This is a genomic window from Maricaulis alexandrii (genome assembly GCF_005871165.1).
GTDB classification, from domain to species: domain Bacteria; phylum Pseudomonadota; class Alphaproteobacteria; order Caulobacterales; family Maricaulaceae; genus Maricaulis; species Maricaulis alexandrii.
Genome location: NZ_SWKP01000006.1, coordinates 376,124 through 397,631, shown reverse-complemented (window position 1 = coordinate 397,631; position 21,508 = coordinate 376,124). Strand labels below are relative to the sequence as shown.

The following is a 21,508-nucleotide window of genomic DNA, read 5'->3' as shown; positions in this document are numbered from 1 at the left end:
GTACCCGCGCATCTTGGCAAGGGGCCACTGCGTGCCCCGTTGCATCCCCAAGCTGACTCACGCTTAAGTTACCCGTCTTGAAAGCATCTACGATGGGGGCAACAGAATGACCAACTTCGATTGGGGGAGCTCCTACATCGATTGGAAAGACCGCTCTACATGGATCGGGCCGCTCACTCGGTGGCTCGGAGCTGCTGTCGATGGTCAAGAAATCGCGTCTTTGCGAGATCAAGGAGGTCTCGACATTTGTTGGGACGACTCCGACTGGCAGAGCGTATTTGAAGGGGTCTGCGATACGCGCTTCGCCGCAAAGGTTGCAAATCTTGCTGCTGACCTAAATAAGGTTCCATTGCGAGTGTTTCACGGTTGCCGCGTCGAAGATGCATCTGTGTTTAGCCTGAATGGTATTCGTCTGAACGATCCTGATTGGCTAGCAAAGCACGCACGTGAGATTGCGAGTTTGTCACCGCATCAGGATACGCTTCTTCAGAGCCTCGAAAAATTTATAGCAAACGACGACGATCTTAATCGGGATGTTGGAACTTTATTCGTCTCGCTAGACGACCGTGAACTGATAGGCGATTGCAGTCACTACGCTCTATACGGCAGTGAATGGATATTATCTGCTTTGGGATGGGCCGCGCATTCTTTGCTTCGAGAGATAGGGGTTCCGACAATCTTGGAAGCCGAGATTTCCATCGGCTCGTTGTCGGAGATAATGCGCCGCGAGCTTGCTGAGCGGCTTCTTCAAGAGTGGACGCATTATTCCGTCAACCAGCCAAACTGGATGCCTGTCGTTGACTTCGGCATCTGCCTAAGGCGACCGATACTGCGTGATCAAATCGTCAGGCACTATCACCCTTCGGAGCTGACTGACGTCTTCTATCAACGGACGGTGAGGCGCTCTCCCTCCACAATTTGTCCCGGTTGCACTTCGCTTTAGAAACCGTGATTTGTATCAACAAGAAATCTGGTCAAATCGCGATTACTCGATGCATTGATTGCGCTTTATAGGTATTTTTGAGATCGATCATGAGCGACTCCGAAGAAAATCCTGTACCTGAAGCGGCGCCTCAGGGAGAAAATTTTAAACCGTCGGATTTTATGCGTACGCGGCGTCCTGGCGCATATTCCGATTCTTCAAAAGACGCTCCGCCAATCATTGAACGGGCAGTCTTTGAGTACGTGTTGGACAGCCTTACCAGCCGGGGCGAAGAAAAGGAGTTTGAGCATTTTGCCCGACGCCTTGCCGAGTGTGAGATCTGTCCGAACCTGCTCCCGCAAACTGGCCCTACAGGTGGGGGCGACAGCAAGGTGGACTCCGAGACATATCCAGTCGCCGAAGAAATTGCAGATCGGTGGTATGTCGGTGAGACAGGCTCAAATTCGGAAAGGTGGGCTTTTGCGTTCAGCGCAAAAAAAGATTGGAAACCGAAGTTTAAGAGCGATGTGCAGAAGATCATAGGCACTAGCCGAGGCTACGCGCGCATTTTCTTCGTAACCAATCAATTTGTGCCGGATAAGAAACGAGCGCAGATCGAAGACGATTTAGGTCGCGAACATTCTTTGCCTATTCGCTTGCTGGACAAGAGCTGGATTGTTGAAAAGGTTTTTGAAAATGATCACTTGGAACTTGCGGCGAAGGCACTGCACATTTCCACAAGCGCGGCCGCCGAAAAGAGGCTCGGTCCAAATGATGCCGAACGCCGAGCGTTGCTGGATCAACTTGAACTGCAGCTAGGTGATCCTGATCGCTACAGGGGCGTTGAGTACCAGCTTGCCGATGATGCTCTAGAAGCGGCAATGTTTTCTCGCGAACTAGAGCGCCCTAAGGCGAAAACCGAGGGCCGTTTTGATCGTGCACAGCGCTTGGCGACGAAGTACGGCACTCCAAGACAAAAACTTCGTGCACTGTATGAACGCTTGTGGACATCATGCTATTGGCATGACGACTTTGAGCCTATGGCGAGCCAGTTTGATGCATTGTTGAGTCTAGCAGACGACGCCGGCCATCCGCAGGACTACGAACTCGTTTCCAATGTCATCACAAGCCTGGTCTCCGGGCAGCGATATGGTCTTCTCTCTCCCGCTGATGCCGACGTGGATCGAAGATATCAATCGCTTCTTGAGCGTTTGGTTCCAATCTCAACAGACAACACCCGCAAGAACAGCGCGTTATATGCAAAATCGCTAATGGCGGGCTTGAAATTAGTGCTGTGCATGGGGGACGCGGAGCAGACTGACGAAGCGTTGGGCGAATGGAAGGAAATTTTCAACCTAGCCCCTCGAATGGGCGAATTTCCTTTTGAAAAGAATGTCGAGGTTTTTCAGCAACTCGGCGACGCGCTCGGCCATTTGCCGGCCTACTCCAGCGCGTTCGAAGTCATGTTGGCGGGACTAGAAACTAGGCGGACCGAAGCAGAAGGTGGCAAAGTTTTGCTGAAGAGGGGGCTTCAGCAAGTTCGCGCCGATAGCCCTTACGAGGCTATTCGCACCTTGGGACGTGCGATGCAGCGCCTCATAAAATTTGAACATCGTGGCGAGCTGACACTTGCCTTGCTTGGCGTCGCATCAGCATATCAGGCCGTGGGGCTTAGCTGGGCTGCTCACTCCACTCTCTTGGCGGCAGCGTCTACATCGCTGCGGGTGCTAACTGTCGACGAACACTATACCGAAGCGCCGTTGAGCGCTGTTTTGGAGCTCGTTTGGACATGCTGCCGTCTCGGCAGGCCAATCGATGCCGTCAAGTACCTCATTCTTGCGGACCGCATCACAGCGTTGCTTGCTCAGCGAGGCATGACAGAAAGCCAAATCAAAGAGTACCGCGAAAACCGCCGGATAGTAGATGGCGTTATCGGAATGCTCATCATGAAGCTTTCCAGCGATCAAATCGTAGAGGCGGCCCCCCTTGTTGATGTGCTTGAGGGAATGGATCTCATTGGTGCTGCAATGTCTCTTATTTACGTACTGGGCGAAGACCTGGTTGCGGACGGCTACTTTCCCCCTGAGACGGATCAAGACTCAGTCGATGAGTTTTTTGAAATGCTTGAAGCCCAGCCAGCCCGTGAAGATATTCCCTCAACCGTCGAGCTAGGCGCAGGTGGGGAGGCGAAGTTTCAGTCTCCCGTCATGGGGGTGTCCTGGACTGTCACAGCCGACTCAGATCGCCATTCATCACAGGTCGCGCAAGCCCTTCTGGGGAGCATTGAGGCGTTCTTTGCCACGAGTACGGGAGGCGATGCAGTGCCACATATCAGCCAGGTGGAAATGCGTGTCCGCCGCGCTGAAGCGTCGGATGATAGGCCTCCATTGGGTTTTGTGATTGGGGACGGTGCCCCACTGATGGACATCGTGCTCAATGCGAACTTTGATCCCGTTGACCACGCACAGGACGGTGTAATTGAGACTTTTCTTCGGGATGTGATCGGCACCTTGATACCGCGCATCATGTTCATTGAAGATGCCGAAAAATACTTGGCGCGAATTGCGGGTGATGAGGAAGGGTTCGGTCGATCATTGGCGTTTTCGAATATCGTAACGCCGATCAGCAATCTGATTGACCATGAAGACGAAGACATATTGCAGAATAGCCCAAATCTACGTTTCGCGCCTACCAAGCGACGAATTACAGAATGCCGGGACCGCCGGGCGGCTCGCAGGCCCAAGTCGGCAACACATGAACCTAAGCCAATAGAGTTCGGTGAGGGCGAACCTCCAGCCGATATGCCTGACTTCGAAAACTTAAAACATACGAATCGCAAGGTCGTTTCGATCATTGACGTGGACGCTTGGGACAACGCCGGCTGGAGCGGTATCGGCATCATCTACTCGCCCGGCCAGCCGCCCTTCTTTGCACTCTTATTCAGAAATCGGGCTGCCGCTGAACGAATCTTTACAGGTTGGCGTTCGAACGTAGGCAGATGCGACGAGAATGGCCTGATCCGAGTTGTGGCTGTCACGGGCATCGATGTTGCTCATCCAAGTCACTACAAGGTTGTGATCGGTGTTGATCTGGACCACGCGGCAGCGCAGGTTCGTCAAAGCGACCAAGTGCTTTTCACTTCTCGGATTCACAAGATGCTGCCTGAAACGTCGACTAATTTGGATGCCTTTCGAACACAGCTTGCCAAATTCGGTTGCTATTGGCTTGTGCCCGCAATTGTTAGTGAGCAGAGCTCCGAGCCGGATATCCTGTTTGACCTTGCCATTTTGAAGCAGAAGGTGGTTTTTCGCCACGCTTGGGAGATCGGCGACAATGATCCAGACCTAGTTGCTATCAGTCTGGATGACGATCCTATAATTCCCGACGATGAAGTAGATCCACCAGTTTTGAAGGCGCTCAAGAGAAAGCGTTCTTGGAAAAATTGAACGGCTCCGCCCCTCGCACCGATCAAGGGGTAGTCGCCTATCGAGCCATCGGCCCATCATGCATGGCTCCGACCCTCGGCCTCCTCACGCAGACAAAGCGGGCTTTGGCTCATCCCTTAGCTGCCGTCCGGCGGTGCCGTCGGTCAAATCAACAAGGTCTACAAGAGCAGTCTTGCGGGCTCTAAGGCTTATTAGCTGAGTACCACGATGAAGATGATGTGGAGCGCATAGTGCGTTCCAATGATGCACCCATCGATCCTCAGCGCTTCAGCGTTCCTTCAGAGTGAGGGTTGGACACACTCTGAGCGCTTAGCCTTCATCGTCTCAATCCGGCGGGTCTATGATTTCGAAGTCACCAAGGTTTACACCGTATGCGGCCTTGAAACTATCATTCGCCCAATTGCGAAATGTGTCCTGATTGTAGCTATCTGACATCCAACTAAAGTCGCAATCGAATGGCCCATCTCCGAGAATCCATTGTTCGGTCAGTTCGTAGAGCGCCATTGATCCATAGAATCTATCGAACGTGGTCTTGACCGATGTTTCCGAGCGGTTCGGCCATTTGCGTGGATAGACGCCGTCTTTCTCCGCATGGTCGCTAAAGAGTGAAAGGTGGCGTAGCCATATTGCCTTAGTGTCAAATCCCCCAGCCTGGCCGGCTAAATAGGCGCTGGGCCAACAGAAAAACTGGGGGTTTTCCAGCTTGTCGATACACATCGAGATGTAGTGAGACAGGAAGACTCGGATGGGCAAATTCTCCAGCTCAAAATCGAATGTCCGATGCTCTTCCATCAAAGCAGCGACGCTTGGATGGGCTTCCACCCATTCTTTAACGACGGTGAGCGCCGCCAGCGGATGATCGTAGCCACGCTGCTCGGTCAACTGTTCAGAAACGTCAATGTACTCGTCCTTGGACAAGTCGGTGATCGCTGCCTTCAGATGGGGTTTCGACTTTATCGTGAAACACATTTCTGCGAAGCGTATGCCGACGTCCACGTCATGAATAAGATGCTCGAAGTTTTCGATGTCCAACGGCATGCCACGAGTTGGATTGATAGACAGATCGCAGACCAACAGGAAGAGTGGCACGATAGGGTCAAATAGGCTTTCCGGCCATTCTGTCTCCGTCAGTTTTAGAAAGCTCTCAAATGCCTCGACATAGATCCCGGACAGGTACCCATCTGCTCGCCATTCCTCGCAGGTCAGTGGCTCGCTTCTCGCGCGATTGAGGAAATCCAACTGGATAAAGCGAGCCTGTCCTTCGTAGATCGCATGCAACCCGACCGGAGGCAGCATGACATTTGACCCTTTGCAGAACCCTTCGTGTCCGTCGGTATGGAGCCGAAGTGCTTCCGCGCTCCATTGATTCGAATCCGGAAGGAATTCGAAATCTGGATCGATAGCACCTGAGACTAGGCCCATAAGCTGCCCATAAACAATGGCGTATGCGTAACCGATATCCTCGAAGTGGTTTTGTTTAATCATCCAATGGATAGATTGGCGTGGCTGAAAGGCGTAGCTCTTGTAGTAAAATACATCGAGCGCGTTGTTGACGGCTGTGTTTGCTGCAGCGAGTTTCGCTTGTGCCGCCCACCCTTCCTCCAACAGCACTTTATCGGTCCAATTTTTTAGAGACTTCTTGGCGCCGAACGTAGAAATAACATCGCGCAACTCCTGCAAGCTAGAATGGCATTGCGAAAAATAGCTGAGGCTTAGAAGCAGGCCGGAGGTTGATCCAACATGCTGCCACCAGTGAATGGTCTCGTGGATGTAGGTTGAGTACGCTTGAAGAGCATCCCACGGGATTAGACCTTCGCCGAAGGCGCCCGCCTCGATTTGCTCCAATAGCTTATGATTGCGCGGACTTAGCCGGAGGACAAATCGCGTGGTTTCATAGGACCCGTGGGCCTTTAAGGTCGCGGCGAAGGTAAGAGGTATCCTATATTGATCGCCTTGAGGATCAATAAGGTCTGGCTTCAAATCAGCAAATTTAGGGGATCTCTGGGTCACCTAACGCCCTTCTGCTCGTCGTCAAAAACCCGCGCTAGGCTTTGGCGATGAGGCGTCATAATTTGAGCCGGCGTACGATCGAAATATTCTTTCGCGAGGGCTGCTGAATTTGAATCCAGCGCCGCCAAGTGTGTCTTCATTTCGGTGAGTGAAGGGATCGTGCCTCGTTTCCCCTTCATGCCTGGCTTCAGTGCGGTCCAAACAACACCGGACAAACCTTTTCCTGTTGCCCAGTGAGAGATCGACTCAATAAATGGATAGCGCTTATCAATTGTGTTTGGCCATCGCCCGATGCTTCTTGGGTCTGGAACTCCTTCGCGCTCAGCCAAAGCTTGAACGGCCTGCCCCAGCGAGTCGACACTTAACTCGGACCACAAAACCGGGACGCCATGACCACTATCAACTATCACAAGTGTCATCCGCCCGTTGCCCGATTGACGGGCAAATTCGAGTGGCAGAGCCGGTCCATCGGTCTTCCATTCTCCTGCCAATGGGAGAGTTCGACTGTCCCACACCAGTGATCCCCACCCGAGGCAGGCGATTGGGCCTTTTGACTGGTGAAGGCTATTTTTTTTGAATGCGTCCATACCGCAATAGTACCACCGCCGAAAAATCGCGCTCAAGGAATAAATGCGACCTTAGGTATAGCTTAAGCGCGCGTGAGGACGTGGCAATAATTAGCCGACGCGTGAACTCGCGTGACTTTGGTCCCGCCAAGACCACAAGTGGCGTCGTTCTGCGAGGCTAGCTTTCTGCTACGTCTATCGTGCGGAAGGGGCTCCGCCCCTCGCGCCGATCAAGGGTGCGGTTCCCGAGGCTCGGGCCGATGGCCCTGCGCCCGCCGCACTGATCCTTGACTGCGCTCACCCCGCTCTTGGCTGGCTGTCATGGATTGCAGGTGCAACCCTCATTCCAAGGTGTGGGAATGGGTTGATTCAGGGCTCAAAGGTTGGGCTTTGGGCGTGATGGCGCGTTGGCTTTGCGCTGTGGCGATTGAAGGCTTCGCGCAGGGGTTCGGCGCCGCGCTTTTCGAGATCGCAGACTTCGCGGTGGATGGCACTTTCCAACTCGTGATGCTTCACCCGCATGGTGCGAATTTTCACTTGCAGGCGCTGGCGCTCTGATAGCTGGCTTTCCATCACTTGTTTGCGCTCCGCCTGGTCTCGGCGTTTGGCGGCCTCAGCTTCCTGAGCGTTGCGCTCCAAGGTGTGAATGTGGCGGCCGGTCAGCCTGTCCCACAGGCCCAAGATGCCGCGCCTTAGTCGGGCGGCGCGTTCTTGCGCTTCCAGCTTGCCGCGTTCCATCTGGCGAGCTTTGAGCTCGCGGCGGGCAGCGCGATGGCGTTCCACCAGCTTGCGGCGCGCAGCATTCAGCGGGCGCGCTTCCCGGCGGGCCTGCGTCTTTGCCTCTTCAAGATAGCCTCGCACCACCGGCGTCAGATCACGCGCGATCTTTCGCCTCGTTTCTTCCACGCTCGGCAAGTCTTGCGGATCGCCCAGTCGCTCGGCGATGACCTTTGCCCGCTGCCGTGTTGATCGAGCAATCGCCAGCGGCTCGCCTTCGACCGGAATGGCCACAAACCCGCGCCGATCACCGCGAGCGAGGTAAAGGCCGCGCTCTCGAAGCGCCGCCGCAAAGCTAGCCCGTGAGTCAGAAACCGCCCAGCAGTCCTGGATCGCTTCTTTGAGATCGCGGGCATTGCGGCCCATCCGCTTGGCTTGCTGCCATTCGGCGAGCGAAAAATTCCGCGGATCGGCTTCGCGGCTATTCATGAAGCCATGCGGCATCTTCCAGCCGTGTTCCAGATAGAGCTCGCGCCCCAGATCCCGCAGCTTGTTCTTGAAATAGGGAAGCGGCTTTGCCGTCATGGTTTGCGCATCAATTCTCGACCAAACCGCATGGCAGTGCCGGCGCCCCTCCTTTTCATGAAAGACAACAACCCGTGGCTGGCCCGTCAGGCCGTTGGCCCCCTCGATACGAGACAGTGCGTTTTGGAAAACATCGATATCGACACGTTCCGTTTCTGGCGGATTGAGAGATACCGAGAAGAGATACTGTTTGCAGCGCGTGCCCTTAGCCACCGCCTGGGCTTCTTTGAGCGCTTCCACGACACCTTCCGACACGAAGCCGCTGATCTCGTGCACTTCGACATGTTCGTTCTCGTCCGTGCGCAGAAGATGAAGGCCGAGTTGCTTTGCCCCACCCCGCTGGGATGCCACCAAAATCATAGGTCAGCGCTCCTTGATGCCGAGCGCCTTCATGAGCAGCGATTTGATCACGGCGATATCGGCGCAGGCCGCGCGAATAGAGGCTTGGGTCTCAGGATCGAGCGGCAGTGCACCTTGCTCGACGGCTTGGGCCATCGAGCGGATGGCGGGGCCAATGCCACTAGCACCGAGCAGTGCTAGGATTTGTGCAGCTATCGCTTTGATCGTCGACTTCCGCTCTGGGAGACCTTGTTCGAAGAGTTTGAAATTCACGTAGGCGTTCACCGTCATGTCGTGCTCACCCGCTTCCCGCCTTAAGCGGACAAGCCGCTCCTCGCGAATTCGCAAGGATAGAGGGGAGGAGCGTTTGGCAGTCATAGGTGAGTACGAGTTCCTTGAATTGAATACGAAAAAGCCCGCCCTCACAGTGTGAGGGCGGGCCAAAATGAGCGGGAGTTTTAGGTGTTGGTTCGAGCCGCTAGCTATTTCTTGAAAACGCAGTAGGCAGCAAATCCGGCAAGGGCTGCAGCGATCAGCAAGCCGGTAGTTTTCTCCGTCCTGATTTTAGAGATTACCTTGCCGACTTGTTCCCAGATGGCCGCGCTATCGCCTTCATCGGCGATGATCCCTTGATACTCAGAAAGCCAGTCTGGAAGTTGCTCAGGGCTCACCCCAACCATCACAGGGACGATGTTCTTGCCGCCGTATACGGCACCGCTGATCTCATGGTTCACGGCTGCGGACGCCAACGCACTGGACGTCGCCAAAACAAAAACCCAGTTTGCTTCTCGAAGGGCTTTTCTGATGTTTGGAGCCCACTTCTCACCCTTCGGCAAACTCACGCTGGCCAAGAAGGGATCAAGGTTTTGGGAGCGCACGCGGTCTCTTAGTTCGGAAGCGAGCTCTTCATCCTTGGTGCTGTAACTAATAAATACGTCCGTCATTCAATTTCGAATTCGCAGGGGTTGAGATTCCAATCAAAGATTGGATGAGGCCTCTGTCTCCGCATCAAGTCAATCGCCTGCCTTGCTGCACACTGTCGTATTCCAACATCGAGGGTGGAACTTGGCCAAGCCATCATTGTGGACAAATATGAGCTGATCTCTTGGTTGTATTTGCCTGGGCGTTATCCTCAAAGGCGTAGCCAATTGAATGGCTGATGGATTGAGCGGCGGTACCGAGATGCAGGACTTCACATCACACATTTACTGGGAATGCCCTGAATGCGGCCATTCCAACGATCAAGAGGTCAGTGTTCCTGAGCTGAATTTCTCCGCCGAGAATACGTCCGACATGGCAGTGGACGACCAGGCCGAGATCGAATGTGAAGGCTGCGACACCGTCTATATGGGCCACGTTTGGGTGAACGCAGGTGAGGCTGTGTTCGAGCTTGAAGACCCTCACCAATTCACTGTGCATGGCGATATGCCGATGTACGGCCCGGATGAAGACTATGAGCCGCCGACCGACCCTCACTCAATCGCTTTAGAGTCCTTCCGTCAGCTCACAATTATGGTGGGTGCGCCAAGCCCCGAAAACGACCCACAGTTCACAAATCGACTGATCTTCGCAGGAGCGGTTTCATCGCTAGAAGCCTGCTTGGGAGACACCTTGATCAACGCCGTGCGGAGCAAAGCGGCGGTCCGGGACGAACTATTGAAGAACAACCAGAAACTCGGGTCTATTTCGATTTCTGCCGCTGAACTCGCTGCCAATCCACAGGCGGTAACGCTTCGCGTTGTCCATGACCTCAAAGCCATCCTTTATCACAATCTGGAGGTCGTGAATGTGCTTTACCGTGATGCGTTCGGCGTCGGACTTTTCCCCTCGAAGGATCAAAGCGACATTCTATTTCCAGCAATGCGAAAGCGGCATGATTGCGTGCATCGCAATGGATGCGACAAGGAAGGCAACAAGCTCACCGATTTTGATGACGACTACGTTCGGTCGACAATCGATGCCATGATCGCGGTCGTTGATCACGTAGAGGACGCAACGTCCGAAGATCTGCCCTTTTAACAGCCTAATAGCCTGACTCTGGCGGCTTTGGCTTTGCCAGCGATGAGTGCTGCAACAACTCTTCCCATTCGAGAAGAGTTTCAACGAGTTGGTTCAAGGTCTCTACGCTCAGGCCCACCATTCTTCCCCCGGATCAGGTCCGGGGTTCGGGTGGCAAGCCACCCGAAGCGCCCCCCACCCCCCCATGAACATCCCGCGACAATCTCAGCCCCGGACTTGATTGCGTCGCGTGACGGGACCAACCTGCGCGCGACAGGGGAGAGACATGATGATTTCTGTGGTTATGGCTTTGGGGCTGGGGGCGGCGCTGATGAAGCAGGTGCCGCCGCCGGCGGATGCGGCGGCGATCCAGCAATGCACGGACCTGGCCGGGGATGAGGCGTTCGAGCCGAGCGCGGCCTATCACTGGACGGACGTCCTGCTGGATGTGTCGGCCCGTGAGGTCTTGCAGGTGGGCGCGCGCCCGACCGTCCTGTCGCGGCAGATGGCAATCGTGGAAACCGCGATGTTTGATGCCTGGGCCGCCTATGACGATACGGCCGTTGGCACGCGCTATGGCGGGGCCCTGCGCCGTCCGGAGGCCGAGCGGACCCAGGCGAACAAGCAGATCGCCATCGCCTTTGCCAGCTATGTCAGCCTGCTCGACCAGTTTCCGAGCCTGGAAGACCATATCCGCGCCCGTTTTGCCGAGGCCGGGTTCGATCCGGACTTTGCGGGCCGCGATCCGGCGACGCCCGAGGGCATTGGCCGTCTGGCCGCCGAGGCGGTGATCGCGGCGCGTCATCATGACGGGGCCAACCAGCTGGGCGATGAAGCCGGCTCGGACGGCACGCCCTATTCGCAATACATCATGTACCGCCCGTCCAATCATCCCGATGTGATCCTGGATGCCGATCGCTGGCAGCCCATCCCGGCCGATGACGGCATGGGCGGTACGGCCGTGCAGACCTGGCTGACGCCGCACTGGTACCGGGTCGAGACCTTCGGTCTGGAAAGCAGCGACCAGTTCCGGGCGCCGCCGCCGCCCCTGGTCGGCAGCGAGCAGCTGGAAGCCGAGGCCTTTCAGGTCGAGGACATGAACGCCAATCTGACCAATGAGGAAAAGGCGCTGGTCGAATTCATGCGCGACGGGCCGGCCTCCACCGGCCAGTCCGGTCACTGGTTGCAGATGTCCCAGGTCGTGTCCTGCCGCGACCGCAATGATCTGGACACCGATGTGCGGATGTATTTCGCCGTCGCGAATGTCTCCATGGATGCCTTCATCGCCTCCTGGGACAGCAAGATCTATTACGACACGTCACGCCCCTGGACCCTGATCCGGCATTATCGCGGCGAGGAGGTGATCGAGGCCTGGGGCGGACCGGGCCAGGGCACGGTCGAGGTGGCCGCCACGGAATGGCATCCCTATTCCCCGCGCACCTTCCCGACCCCGCCCTTCGGCGGCTATCCGTCCGGCCATTCCACGATTTCCGCCGCCGCGGCCGATACGCTGCGCCGTTTCACGGGCGATGATGAATTCGGCTATTCGGTCGAGGTGCAGGCCGGGGCGATGACCGAGCCGGGCTATGAGCACACACCGGTCATCCTGGAATTTCCGACCTTCACCGAAACGGCTGAGATGGCCGGGATATCCCGCCTGCTCGGCGGCTATCACATCATGGCCGACAATGTGGAAGGTCTGGCGATGGGGCGGCGTGTGTCGGAATATGACTGGCCGGTGATCCAGGCCTATTTCGACGGTACGGCGCAGATCGACGATCCGCTCAGCCTGGACTGATTGCGGTCAGCCAGCCTGGCGTTCTCGCTGCTGCCAGACGTGTGCCGTGCTGGCGGCCGTTTCCATCGGCTCGACGGGGCCGGCCGGCTGGCTTTCCAGCCAGTCGCGCGCCTCGCCCTTGGATGAGAAAATCTTCACGCGGCCGCCTCGGGCACGGATCTTGTCGGCCGTCTGCTCGATGAAGGGGCGCTGTTCTGACAGGCAGATCACGGCCAGCGTGAAATCCTTCATCACCTCGGCAATGGCGCTGGACCGGTGGTCATGCTCGTCCGGTTCCAGCACATAGGCGGCCAGGCGGACGTCCGACAGGATTTTGGTGGTCGGGAAATAGGTCTGCATGCGGCGCAGGGCGAGGACGACATGCGGCTCCGGTTCGTGGAAAATCTCGCCGGAGGCGTAGATTTCCATCGTGTCGCCGACAGGTCTCAGCTCGAAACCGTCCTCGGTATACATGCGCCTCACCACCACTTCTCTGGCTTGCGGTTCCGGTTGATCCGGTCCGCATTTCAAGGACGGCCCGTTCTGGCCGACCGGCTCGCGTTTTGTTGATGGACAGCCTCGCGAATTAGCGTTTCCACCCTGTTAAGCAGGTTGTCATACTATATGAGCGACTACAGCTTGGACGTGTGCCGGGATCATCCCCGGACACAGCGGCCGCCGACAGACGTTAAATCCGTGCAAACGGGATCGTTCGAATTGATTTGAGGTTGTGCGGCGGTTTCTAAACGCTCATCGTTTACAAGGCCAAGCAAAGAGAGGGTGACAATGATTTTCTGGCGCTGGGTAGATCAGCTGACAGGGGCCAATCCGCAGGTCGATCTCGACCATGCGGTGCGTTGCCGTATTGCGCTGGCCTTCACCGGTGTCTTCACCCTGATGAGCCTGGTGAACACGGCCATGCTGGCCTTCGTCGTCGAGGGACGTCCGGGCATGGTGGAACTCGGTCTGGGATCCGCACTCGTGGCGGCTGTCCTGGGCGGGGTCGGGCTGAAACTGCGCCGGCCCAATTTCACGATCGCCCTGATGATCGCCCTCGGCTCGACCGTCATCTTCCTGGCCGCCTACGCCAATCGCGGATCCTTCCCGCCGGCCACGCTCTATGTACCCGGCATCGTGCTGGGGGCCTATATCGCCTGGGGGTTCCGGGCGGTCCTGGCCGCCATCGTGCCGGTGGGCGCGTATTTCGCCTATATCGCCTGGGCGGCCCAACAGGCCACGGGCGGCGAGCTCGCCTTCAGCCCGCAGGAAATGCTCAACATCCTGGTGGCCGCCGCGGCGTTTTCCTGCATCTGGATCATCCTGTTCGGCACGAGCTTCCGCTCTGCGGCCCAGGACGCCCAGGATGCGCTGGCGCGCAATAATGAGCGTTTGAAGACAGCCCTGAAGGCGGCCCAGGCCGCCAACCGGGCCAAGTCCGAATTCATTGCCAATATGAGTCACGAAGTGCGTACGCCGCTCAATGGCGTGCTTGGTATGACCAGTGTCATGCTGCAGGACGGCCAGCTCTCGAATGAGCACAAGCATTCCCTGCGCCTGATCGACACGTCCGGCAAATCCCTGCTGGGCCTGCTCAATGATGTCCTCGATCTGTCCAAGATCGAAGCGGAAGCATTGCAATTGGAGACCCGTGATTTCGACCTGATCGAGACGCTGGACGCCTCGGTCGCGCACTGGCAGGCGCAGGCCAAGACCAAGGGTGTCGACATTCTGGTCAAGCGGGAGGGCGCCGGCGACCGGCTGGATGTGACAGGCGATCCCACCCGCGTGCGCCAGGTGCTCAACAATCTGATCTGCAATGCGGTGAAGTTCACCCATCGTGGGCAGATCACGGTTTCACTGAATTGCGGTCAGCTCGGCGATGACGGACTGATCCCGCTGCGGATCACGGTGAAGGACACCGGGATCGGGATCCCGCGCGACAAGCAGGATGCGATCTTCGACGCATTCAGCCAGGTGGATTCGTCCACCACCCGAAAATATGGCGGCACCGGGCTGGGCCTGGCGATCTGCCGTCGTCTGCTGACCATGATGGGCGGCCGGATTTCGGTCTCCAGCGAGCCGGGACGCGGCTCCACCTTCACGGTCGAATTGGCTCTGGCCAGCGGCAAGGCCCCGGTGGCGGTGCCGGCCAGCGAAGCCCTGGACACGATCGTTCTGGACGAGCCCAAGCGCATTCTCGTTGTCGATGATGTGGTGACCAATCAGCTTGTCCTGCGCGCCATGGTCGAACAGATCGTCAAGGGCGACGAACTGGTGATCGATGTCGCCTCGGGCGGACGCGAAGCTGTCAACAAGGCGACCGCGACGAATTACGACATCATCCTGATGGATATCCAGATGCCCGAAATGGACGGGGTGAGCGCGATGCATTGCATCCGCGAGACCCGCAAGGCGGTCGATACGCAAATGGTCGCCGTCACGGCCCTGGCCTCGGAAGACCATCGCCGCCAGTTCGAGGCCGAGGGTTTTGTGGCCTATCTGCCCAAGCCGGTCGAATTGGCCTTCCTGCGCGATGTGCTCGCCCGCCTGCTGGTGCCAGCCGAGGATGACGCCCCGGTCCAGGCCAACCGCGCCGTCGGCTAGAAACCGTCAGATTTCCGCGACAATCAGGTGCGGTCCACCGGCGGCAATGGCGTCCTTGAGCGCAGTGTCGAACTCGCCGGCCGTGCGCGCCCGCACCCCGGGAACTCCGAACCCCTCCGCCAGCTTCACCCAGTCCATCTTCGGATTGTCCAGGGACAGCATTTGCTGCGCTGCCGGTCCCGGCTCGCCGGCGCCGACGCGTGACAGCTCGACATTGAGCACCAGGTAGGAATGGTTGGCGAACACCACATTGATGACATTCTGTTTTTCGCGCGCCTGGGTCCACAGGGCCTGCAGCGTGTAGGCGGCGGCACCATCACCGCACAGGGCGAAGACCTGGCGGTCCGGACAGGCCAGGGCCGCGCCGACGGCTTGCGGCATGCCGGACCCGATCGCACCGCCGGTCAGGCACAGCCAGTCATGGCGCGGCCCATTGTCGATCCAGGGGAAAACCCCCATGCCGGATGTGGTGCTGTCGTCGCAGATGATCGAGTCTTCGGGCATGTGGCGCAAAAGGGCGATGCCGACATAGCCGGGATTGAGCTTTTCATCGGGAAAGAGTTTGGGCGCCTGGCCGCGATCGGCCTTGTCCATGGGGGTGGTGGCACCCAGCGCGTCGGCCAGGTCTGACAGGGCCCGGCTGATGTCATCGGCCGGGCCGCCCAGCGTGACGGTTTTCGTGCCCTGAGGCGTCAGCTCGCCGGGCTGGCCGGGATAGGCAAAGAAAGCGACAGGCGGTTTGGAGCCGGCAATGATGATCAGGTCGGAACCGGACAGCTCCTCCAGCGCCTGCTCGCCGAAATAGGCCAGGCGGCGCGGCGAAACCCGGCCCTGTCCGCGGGCAATGCGCGGCACGAAAGTGTCCATGAACAGCTCGGCCCCGGTCGCCTGCGCAATCCGGCCGGCCGCCTCCAGACCGTCATCCAGGCAGGCATCATTGCCGAGAAAGAGGACTGGGTTCTTGGCGGACTTCAGGGCTTCGGCCACCGCCGACACCGTATCGGTCGAAACCGGGGCGGGGCCCGGCATGGGCTGGGCGTCCAGCACGTCCGGTTCGGCGTCCGACCAGGCGCAGTCGGCGGGCAGGGTCAACGAGGCGACGCCGCGTTCCGGACCGTAGGACTGCCGCACGGCCTCGACCGCCATGGTGGAGACCTCGGACGGGTCGTTCACGCGGCCGACCCAGCGCGACATGGGTTCGCACACCGTGTCGACATCACTGGTCAGCGGGGCATCCAGCTCCAGATGGTGGCGGGCATGATCGCCGACAATGTTGACCACGGGCACATAGCCGCGGCGGGCATTGTGGAGATTGGCCAGGCCATTGCCGACGCCCGGGCCGAGATGGAGCAGGGTGCAGGCGGGCTTGCCGGCCATGCGGCCGTATCCGTCGGCAGCCCCGGTCGCCACGCCCTCGAACAGGCACAGCACGGATTGCATGCCGTCAATCCGGTCGAGGGCGGCCACCATGTGCATTTCCGATGTGCCCGGATTGGTGAAGCAGACTTCCACGCCCTGATTGATCAGCGTTCTGACCAGGCTCTCAGCAGCAAACATCGACCTTCCCCTTGCTTCGCGTTTTCGCGTCTTGGGGAAAGAGTCCTGCGTGTGGCGCGGAATGTCCAGCATTCCGGCCACACGATGAGGCGTCATCCGGTCAGGCCGGCGTGTTGCTGCGAATGCCGAAGAAGAGGGCGTAGAGCACCGGTACGGCGATCATGGTCAGCAGGGTGGCGAAGGTCAGCCCGCCGATAATGGTCACCGCCATGCCCTGGAAGAAGGCGTCGAACAGGAGCGGGGTCATGCCCAGGATCGTGGTCGAGGCGGCCAGCAGGACCGGACGCAGACGGCTCACCGAGCCGTCACGGACCGCATCCAGTCCCTCGGCACCCGCCTTGATGCGCATGTCGATCTCATCGACCAGCACGATCGCATTCTTGATCAGCATGCCGGACAGGGAGAGCAGGCCCAGCAGAGCCGTGAAGGAGAAGGCGACATTCGTGGCCAGCAGGCCGATCACCACGCCGTTCACCGCCATCGGCACCACGGCCCAGATGATCAGGGGTTGGCGCACCTTGGCAAAGAGCAGGAAGGAGATGGTCAGCATGGCAATGAAGGTGAGCGGCAATTGGCTGCCCAGGGATTCATTGGCCTGGACCGAGGCTTCATGCTCGCCGCCCCATTCCAGGGAATAGCCCATCGGCAAATCGATCTCTTCCATCAGCGGGCGGAAGCGTTCGAAGGCCTGGGCGGCGGTCTCACCCTCCGGCGGATTGGCGCGGACGGACAGCGTACGGGTCCGATTGCGCCGCTGGATCAGGACGTCCTCGAAATCCAGGGCAAAGTCCGACACGACCTGACCGATCGGGACATAGGCTTCCTGGGAGGAGCTCCACACCAGGCGTTCGCTCAGATAGGCCGGATCGTCGCGCTCCGACGCCGGGGCGCGGGCGATGATCGGGATGAGTTCCTCGCCTTCGCGGTGCACGCCCACCTGGCTGCCATCGGTCGCGAACAGCATGGCATTGGCCAGGTTCTCGCGGGTCACGCCAATGGTCTGGGCGCGGCCCTCGATCAGGACGGGACGCAGGGTCGGCGTCCGGTTGCGCCAGTCGGTGCGGATATCGATGAAACGGCCGTCCGCATGCAGGCGGGATATCGCCTGTTCGGACAAGTCCCGCAGGATATCGGCATCCGGCCCCATGAAGCGGGCTTCCAGCTGGGCCCCGGTCGGCGGTCCGAAGACGATCCGGTCCACGCGAACTTCCACATCGGGATACCGGCCGCGGATATGCGCCAGGATACGCTCGGCCAGGGCCGGGATCTGGTCGCGGTGACGGGTCTGCACGATCAGCTGGCCATAGGCCGGATTGGGCTGTTCGGAATGATAGGTCAGCATGAAGCGCGTCGCCCCGGCGCCGACAAAGGTGTCGAAACTCACCGTTTCCGGCTGTTCGCCGACATAGCGGCCGATATCGCGCAGCGTGGCATCCGTGGTCAGGATGTCCGTGCCTTCCGGGTGCTCCACATTGACGTAGAACATGGGTGTGTTGGCGGGTGGGAAGAAGGCATTCTTCACGGAGCCGAAGCCGACATAACAGGCCAGGGTCACGATGATCAGGCCGGCCAGGACCAGCCAGCGGCGCTTCAGGGCCGTGGCCAGCAGGCTGCGATAGGCGCTGAACAGGCGGCCGGAATAGATGTCCTCATCGCTTTCCGGTGCGGCATCGCGGGCCAGGCTGGCTTCGCGCTGGGCGGAGAAGAGGTGAAAGCCGACCATCGGCACGACGGTCACGGCGATCACCCAGCTCAGTAGCAGGGAAATGCCGATCACGGCGAAGAGGGAGAAGAGGAATTCCCCCGTCGCATCGGGCGACAGTCCGATCCCGGCGAAGGCCAGAATGCCGATCACGGTCGCGCCCAGCAGCGGCCATTGGGTGGATGTCACTGCTTCCTCGGCGGCCTCGAGACGGCGCTTGCCGCGCATCACGCCGGTCAGCATGCCCTCGGCGACGACGATGGCATTGTCGACCAGCATGCCCATGGCGATGATCAGCGCGCCCAGGGAGATGCGCTCCATCTCGATGGCGAACATGTCCATGAAGAAGACGGTGCCGGCCACGGTCAGGAAGAGGGCGCTGCCCACGGTCAGTCCGGCGCGCCAGCCCATGAAGACGCAGAGCACGCCGACCACGATGGCGATCGACAGGGCGAGGCTGAACAGGAAGGAATTGATCGCCTCGTCCACCACGACGTGCTGCTGGTAAATGGGCTGGAGTTCGAAACCCAGCGGCAGGCCGGCTTCCAGCTCGGCCAGGCGGGCTTCCACCGCGTGTCCGACATCCACGATATTCGCGGTCGGCAGACCGGCCACGCCCAGCGTGAAGGCGGGCTGGTTGTTGTGATAGATGAACTGGTTCGGACGCTCCACGGGCGCCCGGGTGACTTCGGCGAAGTCGGACAGGCGAATGGCCTGGCCGCCATTGCGCGGTGTGATCAGCAGATTGCGGACCGCCTCGACCCCGCCCAGCGTCTGGGGAATCTCGATGCGGACATAGCGCCCGTCCAGCGGTACGGAGCCGGCGGAGACGACGGTGTTCTCGCGGTTCAGCTCGGCGAGCAGGCCCTCATAGGACAGGCCCAGCCGGGCGAGGCTCTCCTGCGGGATCTCGATATAGATGCGCTCTTCCGGCTCGCCCTCGACAGCAACCTTGGCGACATTCTCCACGGTGAGGAGTTCGCGCCGCAACATGCGGGCGACATCGCGGATTCGGTCGTCGGAATAGCCCTCCGCCGTGACGGCATAGAACAGGCCGTAGGTGTCGCCGAAATCGTCGAACACGATCGGCGTGCCGGCGCCCGGCGGCAGGCGGGAGATGGCGTCGCTCACCTTGGCGCGCAGCTCGGTCCACACATCATTGATGTCGGCACTGTCGATCGTGTCCTGCATCTCGACATGGATTTCCGACATGCCGGGCGAGGATTCCGAGGTGATCGTGTCGACCGCATCCATTTGCTGGATGGCGATCTCCAGCGCTTCGGTGACTTCCTGCTCGACCTCTTCCGCGGTGGCGCCGGGATAGGGGGTGAATATGATGGCCTGCTTGATCGTGAAGGCCGGGTCTTCCAGCCGACCGACATTGTTGAAACCGTAGAGTCCGCCCAGCAGGCAGAACAGGATCACCAGCCAGGTCAGGACCGGTTTCTCGATCGAGAGGCGGGCCAGGGAGAGGGCCGATGTCTGTTGCAGGCTCATCGCGGCAGGTCCAGCGGCTCGCTTTCCGACAGGGGACGCACGGGCATGCCGTCATACAGGGACGAGACGCCGGCCGTGACGATCCGGGTTCCCGGCTCGACGCCGCCGGTCAGGATGACATGGGCGCCGCTCAGACCATCGGTCTCCACCGCGCGGGGCGTGACCGTGCCGCTCGCCTCGTCAAACACCCAGACAACACGGGTGCCATCCGGGCGTTCCGCAACGGCGGCGACCGGCACCCGGACTGTCTCCGGCGCATTGCCGGTCCGTTCGAACTCGGCCGACACGCTGGCGGTCATGCCCGGCAGGATATTGGCCGGCAGGTCAGCAGGCAGGGCCGCGATGGCGCGATAGGTGCGCGAGGCGGCATCCGGTTCGGAGACCAGTTCGCGCGGTTCCAGGTCGAAAGTCCGTCCCGGCAGGAAGGAGAAGGTCGCCTGCAGGGAGCGCAGATTGGAGCGGTCGAAGGTTGCGATCATGTCCTCGGAGACCGGGATGGAGACGCGCAATTCGCCGACATCCTGGATCCGCACCACCGGCTGGCCCGGCGAGACAATGGTGTAATTGTCGACGAGGCGGCGGCTGACGAGCGCGTCGAAGGGCGCTTCCAGCGTCGCATAGCCCAGATTGCGGCGGGCGGTTTCCAGCGCCACGGCGCGCAGATCATATTGCGTCTGCGCATTGTCCAGCGCGGCCTGGGACGCGATGCCGCGTTCGTGCAGGGTGCGCTGGCGGTCCAGATCATTGCGGGCCTGCTGCAGCTGGACCCGGGCCTCGCGCTCGGCGCGCCGGAAGTCTTCCAGATCAAGCTGGGCAACCCGGTCGCCGGCCATGATGCGCTGGCCCTCGGTCAAGGGTAACTCGGCCAGCTGGCCGCCGACCTGGAAGGCCATGTCCACTGTCAGCCGGGCCTCCACCTGGCCCACGAATTCATGACTGGTCTGGCCGGACAGGGATTCCACCTCGCCGAGCTGGACCAGGCGCGGCGGGGTTTCGGTCTGGACGGCTTCCCCGGAACAGGCGCCCAGGGTGAGGGCAGACGCCAGGAGGAAGGCGGTGAGGCGGGCGGTCATGCATGCATCTCCCGGGACATCGCCACAAGGCGGTCCAGAATGGGTTTGATTTCGGTGTCGCGGACATGGCGCAGGCCGAGCAGCTGGCTCAGCTTCAGCCCGTCCAGGCTCAGCAGGATGATCTGGGCCAGCACCGGATCATTGGCGCTGTCGGCAATGCGCTGGAATTCCACGGCGATCGGCGCCGTGGCGGTTTCCAGCAGGCCGGGCTGTTCCGCCGAGGCGGCCAGCAGGGCCTGGGAAACATTGTCACGCGCTTCCATCCGGTCGAGCAGGGCCTCCACGACGCGCGGCAGGACCGGTTCGCCTGCGGCTTCAGCGGCTTCCCGGGCGGCGATGATCTGGTTGAGCACGCTGTCGATCATGCGCGCGACCATGGCTTCCAGCAGGGCCAGCTTGTTGGGGTAGTGGTAGAGCACGCCCCCTTTCGACACCTGGCTTTCGGCGGCCACGGCATCGATCGTCAGCCGGCCGGACCCGTCGCGGGCGACAACGGTTTCGGCAGCATCGAGGATGACATCCTTGGTGTTCGGCTTTTCCAGCACGGGCAGTCCTTTTCTATGCTGCGCTGCACATAAACCGTCCAGACGGTACAGTCAACACCGTCCAGACGGTATAGTAAAAGTTTCACAAGACATCTGCCCGACCGACTGCGACTGCCTCCGCGAAGCTTTCCGCCCACCGTCTGCATCCTTGGGTAGCGATCTGAAAAAGC

General features: G+C 59.6%; 15 protein-coding genes. 5 read left to right on the top strand and 10 right to left on the bottom strand.

The window, feature by feature from the left end; translation table 11 throughout:
- The first annotated feature begins 106 nt into the window (after positions 1–106).
- Both FCS99_RS08215 and FCS99_RS08210 read left to right on the top strand, forming a co-directional pair.
- Positions 107–943 (top strand): hypothetical protein, encoded by an 837-nt coding sequence (locus FCS99_RS08215; RefSeq protein WP_138511597.1) that lies wholly within the window; start codon positions 107–109, stop codon positions 941–943.
- Between the two features lie 89 nt (positions 944–1,032).
- The gene (locus FCS99_RS08210) at positions 1,033–4,368 is read left to right on the top strand and encodes an ATP-binding protein (protein ID WP_138511596.1); all 3,336 of its coding nucleotides are present in this window, start codon (positions 1,033–1,035) and stop codon (positions 4,366–4,368) included.
- Positions 4,369–4,692: 324 nt separating this feature from the next.
- On the opposite strand, the gene FCS99_RS08205 is transcribed toward FCS99_RS08210, so the two are convergent.
- From FCS99_RS08205 to FCS99_RS08185, 5 genes are all read right to left on the bottom strand, one after another.
- On the bottom strand, positions 4,693–6,378 hold the full coding sequence (locus FCS99_RS08205; RefSeq protein ID WP_138511595.1) for a hypothetical protein: 1,686 nt from the start codon (positions 6,376–6,378) through the stop codon (positions 4,693–4,695).
- Positions 6,375–6,965 (bottom strand): hypothetical protein, encoded by a 591-nt coding sequence (locus FCS99_RS08200; RefSeq protein ID WP_138511594.1) that lies wholly within the window; start codon positions 6,963–6,965, stop codon positions 6,375–6,377. Before FCS99_RS08200 ends, FCS99_RS08205 begins: the two co-directional genes overlap by 4 nt.
- Before the next feature lie 348 nt (positions 6,966–7,313).
- Positions 7,314–8,606 carry a relaxase/mobilization nuclease domain-containing protein gene (locus FCS99_RS08195; RefSeq protein WP_138511593.1) on the bottom strand — a complete coding sequence of 431 codons (1,293 nt, stop codon included), beginning with the start codon at positions 8,604–8,606 and terminating at the stop codon, positions 7,314–7,316.
- Between the two features lie 3 nt (positions 8,607–8,609).
- On the bottom strand, positions 8,610–8,876 hold the full coding sequence (locus FCS99_RS08190; protein ID WP_138511592.1) for a hypothetical protein: 267 nt from the start codon (positions 8,874–8,876) through the stop codon (positions 8,610–8,612).
- A gap of 191 nt (positions 8,877–9,067) precedes the next feature.
- A complete protein-coding gene (locus FCS99_RS08185) occupies positions 9,068–9,529 on the bottom strand; it encodes a toll/interleukin-1 receptor domain-containing protein (RefSeq protein ID WP_138511591.1) in 462 nt (153 codons plus the stop codon).
- A 208-nt stretch (positions 9,530–9,737) separates the two neighbouring features.
- Between FCS99_RS08185 and FCS99_RS08180 the strand changes: the two genes are divergently transcribed.
- Entirely contained in the window at positions 9,738–10,604 is an 867-nt protein-coding gene (locus FCS99_RS08180) for a hypothetical protein (protein WP_138511590.1), read from the top strand.
- A 265-nt stretch (positions 10,605–10,869) separates the two neighbouring features.
- A complete protein-coding gene (locus FCS99_RS08175) occupies positions 10,870–12,381 on the top strand; it encodes a vanadium-dependent haloperoxidase (protein ID WP_138511589.1) in 1,512 nt (503 codons plus the stop codon).
- 6 nt (positions 12,382–12,387) lie between these two features.
- Here FCS99_RS08175 and FCS99_RS08170 read toward each other — a convergent pair whose 3' ends face one another.
- On the bottom strand, positions 12,388–12,834 hold the full coding sequence (locus FCS99_RS08170) for a hypothetical protein (protein ID WP_138511588.1): 447 nt from the start codon (positions 12,832–12,834) through the stop codon (positions 12,388–12,390).
- A 312-nt stretch (positions 12,835–13,146) separates the two neighbouring features.
- Between FCS99_RS08170 and FCS99_RS08165 the strand changes: the two genes are divergently transcribed.
- On the top strand, positions 13,147–14,964 hold the full coding sequence (locus FCS99_RS08165; RefSeq protein WP_138511587.1) for an ATP-binding protein: 1,818 nt from the start codon (positions 13,147–13,149) through the stop codon (positions 14,962–14,964).
- Positions 14,965–14,970: 6 nt separating this feature from the next.
- Here the strand turns inward: FCS99_RS08165 and FCS99_RS08160 are convergent, their stop codons facing one another.
- The 4 genes from FCS99_RS08160 to FCS99_RS08145 form a co-directional block, all read right to left on the bottom strand.
- Complete coding sequence (locus tag FCS99_RS08160) at positions 14,971–16,521, bottom strand: acetolactate synthase large subunit (RefSeq protein ID WP_138511586.1); 1,551 nt, start codon at positions 16,519–16,521, stop codon at positions 14,971–14,973.
- Positions 16,522–16,621: 100 nt separating this feature from the next.
- Positions 16,622–19,720, bottom strand: a complete 3,099-nt coding sequence (locus FCS99_RS08155) for an efflux RND transporter permease subunit (protein ID WP_138511585.1) — start codon at positions 19,718–19,720, stop codon at positions 16,622–16,624.
- Positions 19,717–20,793: an efflux RND transporter periplasmic adaptor subunit gene (locus tag FCS99_RS08150; RefSeq protein WP_138511584.1), complete on the bottom strand. Its 1,077-nt coding sequence runs from the start codon at positions 20,791–20,793 to the stop codon at positions 19,717–19,719. The genes FCS99_RS08155 and FCS99_RS08150 overlap by 4 nt, the downstream gene beginning before the upstream one ends.
- On the bottom strand, positions 20,790–21,338 hold the full coding sequence (locus FCS99_RS08145) for a TetR/AcrR family transcriptional regulator (RefSeq protein ID WP_171036291.1): 549 nt from the start codon (positions 21,336–21,338) through the stop codon (positions 20,790–20,792). Before FCS99_RS08145 ends, FCS99_RS08150 begins: the two co-directional genes overlap by 4 nt.
- Between the last annotated feature and the right edge of the window lie 170 nt (positions 21,339–21,508).